This is a genomic window from Streptomyces sp. NPDC037242 (genome assembly GCF_055604165.1).
The window spans coordinates 56,872-71,936 of the sequence record NZ_JBVJUY010000010.1 but is presented as its reverse complement, the minus strand read 5'-3'; the positions used below and the strand labels follow the sequence as shown (position 1 = coordinate 71,936).

Sequence of the window (15,065 nt, the reverse complement as noted above, 5' to 3'; positions counted from 1 at the left end):
TCTCTGTCACCATCGACGCACTCTGAGTGACATCCCCGCCCCGCGGGGACGCCGGGCAGAACCCCAGCGCACCACCCGCACCACCCTCCCCAAAGCTTCCCGCCTGGCAGGCCAGGCGTCCGAACTCCACCGAAGGGCACCGGACATGGGTCCCCATCCTGCGGTCGCAGCGATACGCCTGGCGGTCCGCCGCGTACTCCACGACGTACTGACCGACCTCACCGACCGTCCCGCTCACGCGTCCGTCTCCGCAGCCGGCTCCGGCCGCGGCTCCGCGGGCCGTGGCACCGACGGTCGCACCGCCGGCGGCACCCTGCCACTCGTGCTCGTCGCCTGCTCCGGCGGCGCCGACTCCATGGCGCTCGCCTCCGCCCTCGCCTTCGAGGCCCCCAAGCTCGGCATCCGGGCCGGCGGCATCACCGTCGACCACGGACTCCAGGCCGGCTCCGACCTGCGCGCCGCCGAGGTCGTCACCCGCATGACCGCGCTCCGGCTCGACCCGGTGGAGTCCGTCGCCGTGCGCGTCGGCCGCGACGGCGGACCCGAGGCCGCCGCCCGCGACGCCCGCTACGCGGCCCTGGACGAGGCCGCCGACCGGCTGGGCGCCGCCGCCGTGCTGCTCGGCCACACCCGCGACGACCAAGCCGAAACCGTCCTGCTGGGCCTCGCCCGCGGCTCCGGCATCCGCTCCCTCTCCGGCATGGCCGAGAAGTCCGGCGGTCCCGGCCGGACGAACCGCTACCGCCGCCCCTTCCTCCAGGTGGACCGCCAGACCGCCCGCAAGGCCTGCATGGTCCAGTCCCTGGCCGTCTGGGACGACCCGCACAACATCGACCCCGCCTACACGCGCTCCCGGCTGCGCCACGAGGGACTGCCCGCCCTCGAAAAGGCGCTCGGCAAGGGAGTCGTCGAAGCGCTCGCCCGCACCGCCCAGCTCTCCCGCGACGACGCCGACGCGCTGGACTCCTGGGCCGCCGAGGCCGAGACCGGCGTACGCGACGAGGACGGCCGCCTGGAGTGCGCCAAGCTCTACGCCCTGCCCCCGGCCGTCCGGCGCCGCGTACTGCGCCGTGCCGTGGTCGCGGCCGGGTCCCCCGCAGGCTCCCTCTTCGCCCGCCACATCGAGGAAGTCGACCGGCTCATCACCGGATGGCGCGGCCAGGGCGCCATCAACCTGCCCGGCCGGGTCGAGGCCCAGCGGCAGGGTGGCAGACTTGTCATCCGGCAGGGCTGATTGGTGCTGAAACACGGCTGAGTCCTCCGGGGGCACCCCCGGAGCCCCGGCCGACAACGAAAGTGATGCGGGTGGACGAGAAGGACATGGGCAGCGACCTCCAGTCGGTGCTCATCACCAAGGAAGAGATCGACGCGAAGCTGGCCGAGCTGGCCGCGAAGATCGACGCGGAGTACGCGGGCAAGGACCTGCTCATCGTCGGTGTCCTCAAGGGCGCCGTGATGGTGATGGCGGACCTGGCGCGCGCCTTGTCCACCCCGCTCACCATGGACTGGATGGCGGTGTCCTCGTACGGCGCCGGGACCCAGTCCTCGGGCGTCGTCCGGATCCTCAAGGACCTGGACACCGACATCAAGGGCAAGCACGTCCTGATCGTCGAGGACATCATCGACTCGGGCCTGACCCTGTCCTGGCTGCTGTCGAACCTGGGCTCCCGCGAGCCGGCCTCCCTTGAGGTCGTCACGCTGCTGCGCAAGCCCGACGCCGCGAAGGTCGCGATCGAAGTGAAGTGGGTCGGCTTCGACATCCCGAACGAGTTCGTCGTGGGCTACGGCCTCGACTACGCGGAGAAGTACCGCAACCTGCCGTTCGTCGGCACGCTCGCCCCGCACGTCTACGGCGGCTGAGGCAGGAACCGGCCGGGGCGGCCGCAGCGGCCGCCCCGCAGGGGAACCCTGGAACGATTCCCGCCGTTGGAGCAGGGGAAGGCGGGTCTGTCAGCCGTCCCACGAGGCCGCGGGTGACAATTCAGGGGTACATTCCGAAGAACACTCTTTACTCACAGCAGCATTTACCTACGGGCAGGAGGGACGGGGTGCCTGGCGCCCCGTATGGATGGACGTGAAGCGATACTTCCGTGGGCCGGTCATGTGGATCGTGCTGGCCGTCCTCGCCGTGGTCGTGTTGATGAATGTCGTCGGCTCCGGCGGCGGCTACAAGACGGTGGACACCAGCGAGGTCATCAAGGCGATCAACAGTGGCCAGGTGCAGAGCGCCGAGCTCACCACCGGCGACAGCCAGATGGTCAAGGTCGAGCTGAAGAAGGACCAGAAGCTCGCCGACAACTCCGGCACCAAGTTCCAGGCCAACTACATCGGGGACCAGGGCGTCCAGCTCGCCCAGAACCTCCAGAGCAAGTACGAAGCCGGTCAGATCCCGGACGGCTACAAGGTCGCACCGGACAAGACCAGCCCGTTCCTGAGCGTGCTGCTCTCGCTCCTGCCCTTCGTCCTCATCGTCGTCGTCTTCCTGTTCCTGATGAACCAGATGCAGGGCGGCGGCTCCCGAGTGATGAACTTCGGGAAGTCCAAGGCCAAGCTCATCACCAAGGACACCCCGAAGACGACGTTCGCCGATGTCGCGGGCTCGGACGAGGCCGTCGAGGAGCTCCACGAGATCAAGGAGTTCCTCCAGGAGCCGGCGAAGTTCCAGGCCGTCGGCGCCAAGATCCCCAAGGGCGTGCTGCTCTACGGCCCGCCCGGCACCGGTAAGACCCTGCTCGCGCGTGCCGTCGCGGGCGAGGCCGGTGTCCCGTTCTACTCGATCTCCGGTTCCGACTTCGTCGAGATGTTCGTCGGTGTCGGCGCCTCGCGTGTCCGTGACCTGTTCGAGCAGGCCAAGGCCAACGCCCCGGCGATCGTCTTCGTCGACGAGATCGACGCCGTCGGCCGGCACCGCGGTGCGGGCCTCGGCGGCGGTCACGACGAGCGCGAGCAGACCCTCAACCAGCTGCTGGTCGAGATGGACGGCTTCGACGTGAAGGGCGGCGTCATCCTGATCGCCGCCACGAACCGCCCCGACATCCTCGACCCGGCCCTCCTGCGCCCCGGCCGCTTCGACCGCCAGATCGCGGTCGACCGTCCGGACATGCAGGGCCGTCTGGAGATCCTCAAGGTCCACCAGAAGGGCAAGCCGGTCGCACCGGACGTCGACCTCTCGGCCGTCGCCCGCCGCACCCCCGGCTTCACCGGTGCCGATCTCTCCAACGTCCTGAACGAGGCCGCGCTGCTCACGGCCCGCTCGGACAAGAAGCTGATCGACAACCACATGCTGGACGAGGCGATCGACCGCGTCGTGGCGGGTCCGCAGAAGCGGACCCGGATCATGTCGGACCGGGAAAAGAAGATCACCGCGTACCACGAGGGCGGACACGCCCTGGTCGCGGCGGCCTCCCCGAACTCCGACCCGGTCCACAAGATCACGATCCTGTCCCGCGGCCGGGCCCTGGGTTACACCATGGTCCTGCCCGACGAGGACAAGTACTCGACCACGCGCAACGAGATGCTCGACCAGCTGGCGTACATGCTGGGCGGACGCGCGGCCGAGGAGCTGGTCTTCCACGACCCGACCACGGGCGCGGCGAACGACATCGAAAAGGCCACCGCCACGGCGCGGGCCATGGTCACGCAGTACGGCATGACCGAGCGTCTCGGTGCGATCAAGTTCGGCGGCGACAACACCGAGCCGTTCCTCGGGCGCGAGATGTCGCACCCGCGGGACTACTCGGAAGAGGTCGCGGCGCTGGTCGACGAAGAGGTCAAGAAGCTCATCGAGACCGCGCACAACGAGGCCTGGGAGATCCTGGTCGAGAACCGCGACGTCCTCGACAACCTCGTCCTCGCGCTGCTGGAGAAGGAAACGCTGAACAAGGAGCAGATCGCCGAGATCTTCTCGACGATCGTGAAGCGCCCGGCCCGCCCGGCGTGGACCGGCTCCTCCCACCGCACGCCGTCGACCCGCCCGCCGGTGCTCTCTCCCAAGGAGCTCCAGCTGACGAACTCGGCGAACGGCACGTCGGCCGGTACGCCGGTCTCGACGGAGAAGGGCATCGAGGTCGCTCCGGAGGACCGCCCCGAGGCCTGATCCACCCGGAATGGAAGCCGCGCCCCCCAGGTTCTAGCCTGGGGGGCGCGGCACTTTTATATGCCCGCGAGCGCTGTGTGCACAGGAACGAGGAAGACATGACCGACCCAGTGACCCTGACCGGTGACGAGGGCGCGATCGGCGAGTTCGACGAGAAGCGTGCCGAGGCGGCCGTCCGAGAGCTCCTGATCGCGGTCGGTGAGGACCCGGAGCGTGAGGGCCTGCTGGAGACGCCGGCGCGCGTCGCGCGGGCGTACCGGGAGATTCTGGCCGGCCTGCGGCAGAAGCCGGAGGATGTCCTGACGACGACCTTCGACCTCGGCCACGACGAGATGGTCCTGGTCAAGGGCATCGAAATCGTATCCCTGTGCGAACACCACCTCTTGCCCTTCCACGGTGTCGCCCACGTCGGCTACATCCCGGCGGAGACCGGCAAGATCACGGGTCTGTCCAAGCTGGCCCGTCTGGTGGACGTCTTCGCACGCCGTCCGCAGGTGCAGGAGCGTCTCACGACGCAGATAGCGGACTCCCTCATGGAGATCCTGGAGGCCCGCGGGGCGATCGTCGTGATCGAGGCCGAGCACATGTGCATGTCGGTCCGGGGAATCCGCAAGCCGGGCGCCAAGACGACGACGTCCGCGGTCCGCGGCCAGCTCCGCGACCCCGCGACGCGCAGTGAGGCCATGAGCCTCATCATGGCCCGCTAGGCGGCTCGCTGCCGGCACGGCCCGCCACGGTCCCCCTCAGTGACGTTCACGGAGGGGGACCGATGCTTTTCAGGCGCGGGCCGGGGCTTCCGGGGACTGGTCGTCGTCCTCGGGGAGCTTCAGGACGTGCTCCAGGAAGAGGGCGGCGCCGATGACGGCCGCGCCCGCCAGGACCGAGAACCCGGCGTACCAGGTCTGGTCCCGGCGGGCGGGAATGTCGAGGGACTCCATCAGCAGGTAGATGCCCACGCCGCCGTACATGCCCGCCACGAGCGCGGCCACCAGCGCGCTGGCCTGCCCGAAGACCACCGCGCGGGCCGCCATCAGCGGCTCCACGCCCTTGGCGCCCGCCCGCCGCTCGCGCTGGGCCTTCAGGCGGGCGCGCAGCGACAGGGCGGTGGCGAGGAGCACCACCGCGATCACCGCGAGCACGATCGGCGCGGCCAGCGGCACTCCCGGCAGGCTGCCGTAGGTGCTCAACAGCCGGGCACCCGCCCAGGACAGGACCCCGGCGACCAGGAAGATGCCCGCCAGGACCGCCGGCCTCAGTTGCTTCACTTGCCCGTTCCCCGCTCTCCGCACCACTCCGTCAGCAGTCCACAGGCTCGCATAGTTCCCGGGGCATCCGTAGCGATCGCATCGCGTTCTGGTCGTGATGTCGGTCCTGCACCGGCTCCGGACCTGGGTTCGTCGGTCGAATGAGTGACCTTTCCGTGAGGGCTGTCGTTGATCGGATGACAGTACGGACGGAGCGGGTGGGCTTGAGGGTGACTCGGAAGGTTCTGCTCGCTGAAGGTGAGACGACCCGGACTGCTTGTGCCCGTGGTGTGTTGCGGGTGGGTGTGGTCGAGGCGAGTGGTGAGGTGCTGGCTCGTTCGGTGTTGGCGGAGCGGGTGGGCTGGTGTGTCGATCTGGTGGCGGGGATGGCTGCCGGGTTGCTGACTGCGCGTTGGAATGCGGTCGATGTGGCGGTGCTCGCGTCGGGGCAGGACGGTGGGGGTCGCAGGCTGCCGTCGCATGCGTGGATGGCGTTGCGTCGTCTGGGCTGGACGGTTGCGCCGCCGGAGGGTGTGCGGGTCAATGACCGGATCGTCCGTATGGCGCAGGAGCAGGCCGGGCGCGTGGTGCGGTCGGTGGCGTGGCGCGCGGACCTGACGGCCGGGATCCTGGCGACGTGGCCGGTCGACCCGGCGAAGCGAACGGCTGCGGAGTGGGACGCGGTCCGCGCGGCGGTGCCCGGCGGGCAGCACCTGCCGTCCGGCACCATCACGGCCCGCACCCGGCAGATCGCCGCGTTCGTCAGGGAGCACGAGCGTCTGCCGGCGGATGTGTTCGAGGTGGAGAGCACGCCCCGGGCGGCTCGGACGCTGTTGCTGTCGGCGTGTGACGGGCAGCAGGCCACCATCGATCGGGCCGGTGAGCCGGGTCGTGTGCTGCTTCGGTTGCAGCTCCCGACCCGGCCCGATCCTCGGTCGTACGGCGACTGGACGTGGGTGGCCTGCCCGATCACGCTGCCGCCGACGGTGCCCGCGGGCGGGATGCTGCACCTGCCGACCCTGCGCCTGGACCGGGGCCGGGTCCGGGTCGATCTCGCCTATACGCATGCGGTGGCGAGTTCTGCCCGTAGCGGGCACACGGTCGCGCTCGGGGTGGACTGGGGTCTGAACACCCTGCTCAGCGCGGGTGCGGTCCGCCTCCACGGCGGCGGCCGGATCACGGTTCTGGGGGCCGGGGGCATGTTCCGGGCGGCCGGAGTCCTGGCCAAACAGCACCGGCTGCGCCGGCTCTCCGAACAACTGCATGCCAAGGCTGACCGCTACCGGCGGCTCGTGGCCGCGGACGAGGAGCACCCGCTGGCCGGCAGGGCGGCCGTTCTGGACGAGGAGCTCGGCCGGGTCCGCGCGCGCCGGTCGGACCTGAACGACGCGTTGGCCCGGGCCGCCGCCCGCTGGGCCGTGGATCAGGCTGTCGCGGCCGGGGCGAGCGTCATCTACGTCGAAGACCTCCGCTCCATGGAGGCCGGTGGCATGGGCCGCACCCTCAACACCCGCCTCTCTCAACAGGTGCGCGGGCAGATCGTCTCCTGGATGCGGCACATGGCCGCCGAGGCGGCCATCGCCGTCGTCACCGTCCCGGCGCGCAACACCTCCCGGCACTGCCCGTGCTGCCTCACCCCGCTGCGCCACCGCAAGGCTCCCGACCGGCCCACGACACCGGGCTGGAAATGGGCCATCTGCCCTACCTGCCCCTGGCAGGGAGACCGGGACCACGGCGCCTGGCAGCGCATCGCATCACGCGGCCTCGCCCACCAGGCCAAGACCATGACCGACCGCACCGGCGTCAGGTCCATCCACTCGGTCGTGGACACCCTCGAAGCGGCCGCGGTCATCACCCCCACCGCGCAACACACCACCCGGCGGGACCGGTCCAAGACCGGGCCCACCCGGCGCAAAATAGCGCGTCCGACGCCCAGGCGACGCCGGACACCCTCCCCCACCGGAGCGCAAGCACCGGTAGGAAAGCGTCCGGAGGGACACGCTCACACGGACCGGATCCGACTGCCCCGCGCAGCCCACCGGCACCAGGGCGCGACGACGATCAGCACACCCACCACCAGCCGACACCGGCCAAGAGGAGCAGCACTCGGCGCGGGATTCCATCTCCACGCCCACGCCACCTCTCCACGGTGGAAACAGCGGGCTGATCAGCGACGCTAACGACTACTCCGGGAGGCGGAGTTCCAGGTCGGGGCGCGCCGTGATGCCGGCGAGGCCGATTTCGGCCAGGAGGGCGGCGACCGGGCCGTGGCCGGGGATGCGGGCCTCGGGGTCGATGTCGTTCCAGGGGGCCAGTACGAAGGCGCGCTGGTGGGCCCGCGGGTGCGGGAGGGTGAGGACGGGGTCGTCGGAGACCACGTCGGCGTACGAGACGATGTCGACGTCGATCGTGCGCGGGCCGTAGCGCTCCTCGCGGACGCGGTCGAAGGCCTCTTCGATGGCGTGGCCGCGCTCCAGGAGCGAGGACGGCGGCAGGGTGGTCCTGATGCGGACGACCGCGTTCAGGTACGAGGGCTGCGAGCCGGGGGCGACGCCCCAGGGCTCCGTCTCGTAGACGGGGGAGACGGCCTTGACCCGCAGGCCGGGGGTGTCGCCGAGGGCGTCGATGGCGCCCTGGAGGGTCTCCAGGCGGTTGCCGAGGTTCGCGCCGAGCGCGACGACGGCCCACTTGGGGTTGGACAGCGTGACGTCCGCCGCGTCGACGGCTTCGACGACGGAGGCGGGTACCGGCTGGACGGTGGGGTCGCTCTGGGCGTTCTGTCCGTTGTTCATGCGCGGCTCCGGGTGATCGTGATGGTCACGTCGTCGAAGGGGACGGTGATGGGCGCGTCCGGCTTGTGGACGACCACCTCCACCTGCGCCACCGCTTCGTGCTTGAGGCACTGCTGGGCGATCCGCTCGGCGAGGGTCTCGATCAGGTCGACGGGCTCTCCCTGGACCACGTCGACGACCTCTTCGGCGACGACCCCGTAGTGCACGGTCTTCGCCAGGTCGTCGTCCTCCGCCGCGGGGCGGGTGTCGATGTGCAGCACCAGGTCGACGATGAAGGTCTGGCCTTCCTCGCGCTCCCGGGGGAAGACGCCGTGGTGCCCGCGAGCCTTGAGGCCGCGCAGCGCGACACGATCCACGCGAATCACTCCTGCTTTCGTAGGTGCTTCCGGCCCCCGGGGCTCCCCGGGGCCATGGGCCTGCGCCGAGTGCGGTCGGCGTCGTCCGTCTTCGAATTTACCTGCGAAATACCCCGGACCCCGCCGGAGGGGTCAGGAGGGCTGCTCCTCGTCGTCCTCGTCGGAGTCCGTGAGTACGGGAGAACCGTGGTGGGACCAGAGCCGCCAGCCGTCCGGTGTGCGTCGGAACACATTCGTGGCGACCACCAGCTGGCCGACCAGCGGGCCGAGCTCGCCGGCCTCCTCGGCGGGGCCGCCGCTGAGGATGTTCTCCGTGCACGTCACCAGTGCGGTGTCAGCTATGACCGCGACCTTGGTGTCGGTGAGGAAGAACTGGATGTAGTCGGTGTGGGACATGATCAGCGCGTACGAGCGCAGCACCTCGCCGCGGCCCGAGAGCACCGGCCAGCCGGGGTGCACGCAGGAGATCTCGTCGTCGAGCCAGAGCGCCGACATCGAGTCGAAGTCCCCCTGCTCCATGGCCTCGTAGAAGGCCGTGTTGACCTCTTCGACCGCTTCGATGTCGGTACGGCTCACCGTGCCCCTTCCCTGTCGCTACGGCGTGTCTGTGCTCGGCGGAACACAGTGCGGATCACAGCGCGGATCACAGTGCCCCTTCCACGGCGCGGGCCACCCGAACCGCGTCCGCGCTCGCCCGTACCTCGTGGACCCGTACGGCCCAGGCGCCCTGGTGGGCGGCGATGGCGGACACCGCGGCGGTGGCGGCGTCGCGCTCGCGGGCGGGCGGCGGTGAGGCGTCGGCGGCGCCGGCCAGGACCCGGCCGAGGAAACGCTTCCGCGAGGCGGCGACGAGCAGCGGGAAGCCGAGCGCGCGCAGCCGGGGCAGGTGCGCGACGAGGGCCAGGTCGTGCTCGGCGTTCTTGGCGAAGCCGAGGCCGGGGTCCACGAGGAGCCGCTCGGGGGCGATGCCGTCGGCGACCACGGCGTCGATGCGGTCGCGCAGCTCGGCGGTGACCTCGGCGAGCACGTCCTCGTAGACGGCGAGGCTGTTCATGCCGTCGCTGAAGCCGCGCCAGTGCATCACCACGAACGGCACTTCGGCGGCGGCGACGGCCGGGATCATGGCGGGGTCGGCGAGGCCGCCGCTGACGTCGTTGACCAGGGTCGCGCCGGCGGCGACGGCCCGGGCGGCGACGGAGGCGCGCATGGTGTCCACGGAGACCACGACGCCCTCGGAGGCGAGGCCGCGCACCACGGGTACGACGCGGCGCAGCTCCTCCTCCTCGTCGACGCGGGAGGCGCCGGGGCGGGTGGACTCGCCGCCGACGTCCACGAGGTCGGCGCCCTGGGCGACGAGGTCGAGGCCGCGCTTGACGGCCGCGGTGGTGTCGAACCAGCGGCCGCCGTCGGAGAAGGAGTCGGGGGTGACGTTGACGACGCCCATGACCCCGCAGCGGTCCCATTCCGGCAGACCTGTGACCCGGCCCCTGTCGGCAGCTCCGCGCTTCGTGTTCATAGGTCCAAGGGTAGGGCTGACCTGGACAACGCAGGGCCCCGGAGCCGTTCGGCTGCCGGGGCCCTGGGTGGAGCGCACGGGGTGGTGGGGCCGGTGGTGGGGGCCGGGGGACCGCTTACGCGGCCCGCACCTCCCGCTCGGCCTGGACCGGTACCGCGGTCATGCGGTGGTGGGCGCAGGTGCGGACCGGCTTGGGACGGCGCCGGCTGGCGAAGAGCCGGGGCAGGGCCAGGGTCACGAAGCCCTCGGCCTGCATCACGGCGAAGCCGATGCGGGGCAGGTCGCGGGTCTGGCGGTAGACCATGAAGCGCGGCTCCCAGCGGGGGCGGAACTTCTCGTTGAACTTGTACAGCGACTCGATCTGGAACCAGCGCGAGAGGAAGACCAGCAGCCCGCGCCACATCCGCAGCACCGGGCCGGCGCCGATCTTCTCGCCGCGGGCGAGGGCGGCGCGGAACATCGCGAAGTTCAGGGAGACCTTCTCGATGCCCAGGGACGGGGCTTCCTGGAGGGAGGCCACGATCAGCAGCTCGTTCATGCCGGGGTCGGCGGCGCGGTCGCGGCGCATCAGCTCCAGCGACATGCCGTCGCTGCCCCAGGGGACGAAGTGCAGGACGGCCTTGAGGTCGCCGTACGGGGAGGTGTCGCCCTCCTCCACGCGGTGCGCGGTGGCGATGAAGCAGTCGCCGTCGCCGTCGTCGCCGACCCGGCCCAGTGCCATCGAGAAGCCGCGCTCGGTGTCGGTGCCGCGCCAGGCCTCGGCGGCGCCGCGGACCTGCTCCAGCTCGGTCGCGGTCAGCTCGCTGACGCGGCGGACCTTGGTGGTGTAGCCGTTGCGTTCGATGCGCTTGACCATCTGGCGGACGTTGCGCATGGGGCGGCCGGCGAGGGAGAAGTCTTTGACGTCGACGATCGCCTCGTCGCCGAGCTCCAGGGCGTCCAGGCCGGTCTCGCGGGTCCAGACCTCGCCGCCGGTCTCGCTGCATCCGACGACGGCCGGGGTCCAGGAGTGGGCCTTGGCCTCTTCCATGAACCGCTCGATGGCGCCGGGCCAGGCCTCGACGTCGCCGATGGGGTCGCCGGAGGCGAGCATCACGCCGGAGACGACGCGGTAGGTGACGGCGGCCTTGCCGCTGGGGGAGAAGACGACGGCCTTGTCGCGGCGGAGCGCGAAGTGGCCGAGGGAGTCGCGGCCGCCGTGCTTGGCGAGGAGCTCGCGCAGCTTGGTCTCGTCGTCGGAGGTGAGCCGGGCCGCGGGGTGTTCGGGGCGGAAGGCCAGGTAGATGGTCGTCAGCGCGGTGAGCATGCCGAGGGCGCCGAGGGAGTAGCCGACGGTCCAGGACACCCGCCCGGCGTAGTCGACGGGTCCCTCGAAGCCGAAGAGCCCGTAGACCACGTGGCTGATCTGCTCGGAGATACCCGGATTGCCGACGACCCGGCCGGGGTGCGAGTTGACGATGACCAGGCCGAGGCCGATCGAGCCGGCGCTCATCAGCACGAAGTTGGCGAGTGCCTTCCAGCGGCTGCGCGGGTCGGGCAGGGCCCGGAATTCACCCTGGTGGCGTACGAGCAGCGTGAGGAGCACGGCCGCGATGACTACACCGATGATCGAGTGACGGTACGTAAACTGGGCCACGGCTCCGGCGGGCAGCAGGACCACGGCGGCCCGCCAGGCGCGGCGCTTGTGGCGCTTGAGCCCGTGGGCGAGCAGCAGCAGGAGTACGCCCGCGCTGATGGAGAGGGCTGCGGCGAACGGCCCCAGGGAGCCGGGCAGCACCTCGGTGACCGCGTGGATCCGGCTGTGCCGGAATCGCGGGAAGACGCCCGCCGCGATGTCCAACAGGCCGACGATCATCACGGCCGTACCTACCAGGCCCGGGACGGACTCCGGTCGTGGGCCTTGGAGGATTCGGCTGACCCGCTTCGGAACCTGTCCGGACTTATCGCCATCTATCCTGCTAGACATCGCTTCCCGTTGCTCCGCGAGAGATCATGTGGCCGAAGGCCGCGACAGCCTCCGGAGTGTGGTGCGTCCACTAGGACGACATCGAGGAGGAGCGGGTTCACTCTTCCGTCGAGAAAAAAACTAGTCCTGCCATAGAAAGTCGACTGACTGCTCATGGGTCTCACCAGTAATACGGTTCTGGCGCTGGCCATTGTCGCCGGTGTGCTGCTGTTCGCAGCCACGGTCTGGTTCTGGCCGCGGCTCTCGGGCCGCACCTGGCGCGCGCTGATCGGCCGGATCGGCCTCCTGCTGGCCACTCAGCTGGCGTTGTTCTCGGCGGTGGGGCTCGCGGCGAACAAGTCGTTCCTCTTCTACGGGTCCTGGGCCGACCTGTTGGGCCAGGAGACGGCCATCGGCAAGGTCGTCGACCACTCGATGAGCAGCAAGGACATCAAGGTCGTCGACAAGCAGAAGCTGGACGTGCCCGGCGGCGGCAAGCCCCAGGTCGGCGGTCAGATCCTGAAGGTCGCCATAACCGGCCAGAAGTCGAAGATAACGAGCCCGGGCTACGTGTGGCTGCCGCCGGAGTACTTCCAGCCCCAGCACAAGGACCAGAACTTTCCCGCCTCCATCGTGCTGACCGGCTACCCGGGCACCGCCGAGAACCTGATCAAAGGGCTCGACTACCCGATGAAGGCCTTCAGCCTGTCCAAGGCCGGCAAGATGAAGCCGATGATCCTGGTCATGCTGCGCCCGACCATCGCGCCGCCGCGCGACACCGAGTGCGTGGACATACCTGACGGCCCGCAGACCGAGACCTTCTTCGGCGTGGACCTGCCGCAGGCCATCACCGACACCTTCCGGGTCGGCAAGAAGCCGCAGAACCTGGGCTTCATCGGCAACTCCACGGGCGGTTACTGCGCCCTGAAGATCGCCGCGCACTACCCGCAGACCTTCGGCGCCGCCGCTGGTCTGTCCGCGTACTACGACGCTGCGGACGACCCGACGACCGGTGACCTGTTCCACGGCGACGACAAGCTGAAGAAGCGCGCGGACATCCTCTACAGCATCGAGAACAAGACCCCGAGCGGTACGTCCTTCCTCGTCACCAGCAGCGAGAAGGGCGAGCCGAACCTCGCCGACACCAAGAAGTTCATCAAGAAGGTCAAGAGCCCCGACCGGGTCTCGTCGATCATCCTCGACAGCGGCGGCCACAACTTCAACACGTGGCGCCGCGAGATCCCGCCGATGCTGGTGTGGATGAGCGGGCGAATCCAGGCCTGAGCCCGGCAGCGCCCCTCCTCACGCCTCCTGCAGCTGGGCCCGGCGCAGCGCCCGGTGCACCCCTTCCGGGGTGAGTACGCCGACCAGCGCGCCGGACTCCGGATCCGTGACCCCGATCCGGCCGGAGTCCTCCTGCAGGAGCACCGCGAGGGCCTCGCGCAGCGAGGCCCCCAGCGCGACCGTCGCGGCGGGCTCCCCGCCCCGGGGCTCAGCCAGGTCGGTCGCCTCCACCGGGGTGACCGCGAGCCGCTTGAGCCCCCGGTCGGCGCCGACGAAGGAGGCCACGTACTCCGTGGCCGGCGAGCCGAGCACCGCGGCCGGGCTCGCGAACTGCTCGATGGTGCCCGCTCCGTAGACCGCGATGCGGTCGCCCATCCGGATCGCCTCCTCCAGGTCGTGCGTGACCAGCAGGATCGTTTTGCGCACCGTCCGCTGGAGCGTCAGGAACTCGTTCTGCAGGCGTTCGCGCACCACCGGGTCCACCGCCCCGAACGGCTCGTCCATCAGCAGCACCGGCGGATCCGCCGCGAGTGCGCGGGCGACGCCGACGCGCTGGCGCTGCCCGCCGGAGAGCTGCTCGGGATAGCGGCCGCCGTGCACCGCCGGGTCCAGCCCCACCAGTTCGAGCAGTTCGGCCGCCCGCGCGCGGGCCTTGGCCTTCGGCGTGCCGAGCAGCTGCGGCACGGTCGCCGTGTTCTCCAGCACCGTCTTGTGCGGGAACAGACCGACCTGCTGGATGACGTAGCCGATGCGGCGCCGCAGTTCGACCGGATCGGCGGCCGCGATGTCCTCGCCGGCCAGCAGGATCCGGCCGGAGGTCGGCTCGATCAGCCGGTTGACCATCTTCATCGTCGTGGTCTTGCCGCAGCCGGACGGGCCCACCAGCGTGACCAGCTCGCCCTCCGCGACCTCGAAGGACAGGTCCGCGACGGCCGTGGTCCCGTCGGGGTAGCGCTTGGTCACTTGCTCGAATCGGATCACATCACCATCCTTCCCTACCGCGTGCCCGGGCCGGCGAAGGGTTTGTAAGAGGAGTGTTGCGCGCCTGCGAACGGTTCCGGCCATTGTGGGCGGCGGGGGTTATGGTCACTCGTGGCTGTGCATTCGGGAAGACGTACGTTCGAGGGCAGGGGGTGAGCGGCATGGCCGGGCAGCAGAACTGCCTGGTGGCGAACGACTGGCTCTGCTGGGAGTACGTCACCTCCCGCTCCCAGGAGCTGACCGACGCCACCCTCGAACACATCTGGATCACGGGCCTGTCGGTGCTGATCGGACTCGCCGTGTCCCTGCCGCTCGCGCTGCTGGCCCGCCGCGGCCGCCGCTGGGCGGCCCCCGTGCTCGGCGTCACCACGCTGCTCTACACGATCCCCTCGCTCGCCATGTTCTCCCTGCTGCTGCCCGTGTTCGGGCTCTCCGCGGCGCTGGTGGTGACCGGGCTGGTGCTCTATTCGCTGACCATCCTGGTCCGCAACGCGCTGGCCGGCCTGGAAGCCGTCCCCGAGGACGTACGGGAGGCCGCGCGCGGCATGGGTTACGGGCCCGGGCGGCTGCTGTGGCAGGTCGAACTGCCGCTGGCGCTGCCCGCGCTGCTGGCCGGGGTGCGCATCGCCACCGTGTCCACGGTCGCGCTGACCACGGTGGGCTCCATCGTCGGCAAGGGCGGCCTCGGCAATCTCATCGCCCCGGCCGTGAACAGCTCCTTCAAGGCCCAGGTGCTCACTGCCTCGGTGCTGTGCGTGCTGCTCGCGCTGGTGGCGGACCTGCTGCTGCTCGGCGTACAGCGGCTGCTCACGCCGTGGACGCGGGCCGTCCGGACCACCGGGGAGGCCTGA

General features: G+C 70.4%; 14 protein-coding genes. 7 read left to right on the top strand and 7 right to left on the bottom strand.

Annotated elements, in window-relative coordinates; genetic code table 11:
- Positions 1-145: 145 nt before the first annotated feature.
- From tilS to folE, 4 genes are all read left to right on the top strand, one after another.
- Positions 146-1,234: a tRNA lysidine(34) synthetase TilS gene (gene tilS, locus ACZ7GJ_RS14325; protein ID WP_470751676.1), complete on the top strand. Its 1,089-nt coding sequence runs from the start codon at positions 146-148 to the stop codon at positions 1,232-1,234.
- 65 nt (positions 1,235-1,299) lie between these two features.
- Complete coding sequence (gene hpt, locus ACZ7GJ_RS14320) at positions 1,300-1,860, top strand: hypoxanthine phosphoribosyltransferase (RefSeq protein WP_470751674.1); 561 nt, start codon at positions 1,300-1,302, stop codon at positions 1,858-1,860.
- Between the two features lie 208 nt (positions 1,861-2,068).
- Complete coding sequence (gene ftsH, locus ACZ7GJ_RS14315) at positions 2,069-4,096, top strand: ATP-dependent zinc metalloprotease FtsH (RefSeq protein WP_470751673.1); 2,028 nt, start codon at positions 2,069-2,071, stop codon at positions 4,094-4,096.
- Positions 4,097-4,194: 98 nt separating this feature from the next.
- Positions 4,195-4,803, top strand: a complete 609-nt coding sequence (folE, locus tag ACZ7GJ_RS14310; RefSeq protein ID WP_470751672.1) for a GTP cyclohydrolase I FolE — start codon at positions 4,195-4,197, stop codon at positions 4,801-4,803.
- Positions 4,804-4,872: 69 nt separating this feature from the next.
- Here the strand turns inward: folE and ACZ7GJ_RS14305 are convergent, their stop codons facing one another.
- Positions 4,873-5,361, bottom strand: coding sequence for a DUF3180 domain-containing protein (locus ACZ7GJ_RS14305; protein ID WP_470751671.1), 489 nt, complete (start codon positions 5,359-5,361; stop codon positions 4,873-4,875).
- A gap of 467 nt (positions 5,362-5,828) precedes the next feature.
- Between ACZ7GJ_RS14305 and ACZ7GJ_RS14300 the strand changes: the two genes are divergently transcribed.
- Positions 5,829-7,520, top strand: coding sequence for a zinc ribbon domain-containing protein (locus tag ACZ7GJ_RS14300; RefSeq protein WP_470751669.1), 1,692 nt, complete (start codon positions 5,829-5,831; stop codon positions 7,518-7,520).
- Between the two features lie 3 nt (positions 7,521-7,523).
- On the opposite strand, the gene folK is transcribed toward ACZ7GJ_RS14300, so the two are convergent.
- The 5 genes from folK to ACZ7GJ_RS14275 all read right to left on the bottom strand — a co-directional run bounded on the left by folK (position 7,524) and on the right by ACZ7GJ_RS14275 (position 11,970).
- A complete protein-coding gene (gene folK, locus ACZ7GJ_RS14295; RefSeq protein WP_470751668.1) occupies positions 7,524-8,132 on the bottom strand; it encodes a 2-amino-4-hydroxy-6-hydroxymethyldihydropteridine diphosphokinase in 609 nt (202 codons plus the stop codon).
- The gene (folB, locus tag ACZ7GJ_RS14290) at positions 8,129-8,488 is read right to left on the bottom strand and encodes a dihydroneopterin aldolase (protein ID WP_365924026.1); all 360 of its coding nucleotides are present in this window, start codon (positions 8,486-8,488) and stop codon (positions 8,129-8,131) included. Before folB ends, folK begins: the two co-directional genes overlap by 4 nt.
- Positions 8,489-8,620: 132 nt before the next feature.
- The gene (locus ACZ7GJ_RS14285; protein WP_470751667.1) at positions 8,621-9,064 is read right to left on the bottom strand and encodes a nuclear transport factor 2 family protein; all 444 of its coding nucleotides are present in this window, start codon (positions 9,062-9,064) and stop codon (positions 8,621-8,623) included.
- Between the two features lie 67 nt (positions 9,065-9,131).
- Positions 9,132-10,004: a dihydropteroate synthase gene (gene folP, locus ACZ7GJ_RS14280; RefSeq protein ID WP_470751666.1), complete on the bottom strand. Its 873-nt coding sequence runs from the start codon at positions 10,002-10,004 to the stop codon at positions 9,132-9,134.
- Between the two features lie 115 nt (positions 10,005-10,119).
- Positions 10,120-11,970 carry a phosphatidylglycerol lysyltransferase domain-containing protein gene (locus tag ACZ7GJ_RS14275; protein WP_470751665.1) on the bottom strand — a complete coding sequence of 617 codons (1,851 nt, stop codon included), beginning with the start codon at positions 11,968-11,970 and terminating at the stop codon, positions 10,120-10,122.
- Between the two features lie 153 nt (positions 11,971-12,123).
- Here ACZ7GJ_RS14275 and ACZ7GJ_RS14270 point away from each other — a divergent pair, with 153 nt between their 5' ends.
- Entirely contained in the window at positions 12,124-13,233 is a 1,110-nt protein-coding gene (locus ACZ7GJ_RS14270) for an alpha/beta hydrolase (protein ID WP_470751663.1), read from the top strand.
- A gap of 18 nt (positions 13,234-13,251) precedes the next feature.
- On the opposite strand, the gene ACZ7GJ_RS14265 is transcribed toward ACZ7GJ_RS14270, so the two are convergent.
- A complete protein-coding gene (locus tag ACZ7GJ_RS14265) occupies positions 13,252-14,214 on the bottom strand; it encodes an ABC transporter ATP-binding protein (protein WP_470751662.1) in 963 nt (320 codons plus the stop codon).
- Positions 14,215-14,375: 161 nt separating this feature from the next.
- Here ACZ7GJ_RS14265 and ACZ7GJ_RS14260 point away from each other — a divergent pair, with 161 nt between their 5' ends.
- On the top strand, positions 14,376-15,065 hold the full coding sequence (locus ACZ7GJ_RS14260) for an ABC transporter permease (protein ID WP_470751661.1): 690 nt from the start codon (positions 14,376-14,378) through the stop codon (positions 15,063-15,065).

What these genes read in the sequence shown, in the direction of transcription:
- tilS (WP_470751676.1), top strand. Translation starts at nt 146, where the DNA reads ATGGGTCCCCATCCTGCGGTCGCAGCGATACGCCTGGCGGTCCGCCGC.
- hpt (WP_470751674.1), top strand. Translation starts at nt 1,300, where the DNA reads ATGCGGGTGGACGAGAAGGACATGGGCAGCGACCTCCAGTCGGTGCTC.
- ftsH (WP_470751673.1), top strand. Translation starts at nt 2,069, where the DNA reads ATGGACGTGAAGCGATACTTCCGTGGGCCGGTCATGTGGATCGTGCTG.
- folE (WP_470751672.1), top strand. Translation starts at nt 4,195, where the DNA reads ATGACCGACCCAGTGACCCTGACCGGTGACGAGGGCGCGATCGGCGAG.
- ACZ7GJ_RS14300 (WP_470751669.1), top strand. Translation starts at nt 5,829, where the DNA reads ATGGCGTTGCGTCGTCTGGGCTGGACGGTTGCGCCGCCGGAGGGTGTG.
- folK (WP_470751668.1), bottom strand. Translation starts at nt 8,132, where the DNA reads ATGAACAACGGACAGAACGCCCAGAGCGACCCCACCGTCCAGCCGGTA.
- folP (WP_470751666.1), bottom strand. Translation starts at nt 10,004, where the DNA reads ATGAACACGAAGCGCGGAGCTGCCGACAGGGGCCGGGTCACAGGTCTG.
- ACZ7GJ_RS14275 (WP_470751665.1), bottom strand. Translation starts at nt 11,970, where the DNA reads ATGTCTAGCAGGATAGATGGCGATAAGTCCGGACAGGTTCCGAAGCGG.
- ACZ7GJ_RS14270 (WP_470751663.1), top strand. Translation starts at nt 12,124, where the DNA reads ATGGGTCTCACCAGTAATACGGTTCTGGCGCTGGCCATTGTCGCCGGT.
- ACZ7GJ_RS14260 (WP_470751661.1), top strand. Translation starts at nt 14,376, where the DNA reads ATGGCCGGGCAGCAGAACTGCCTGGTGGCGAACGACTGGCTCTGCTGG.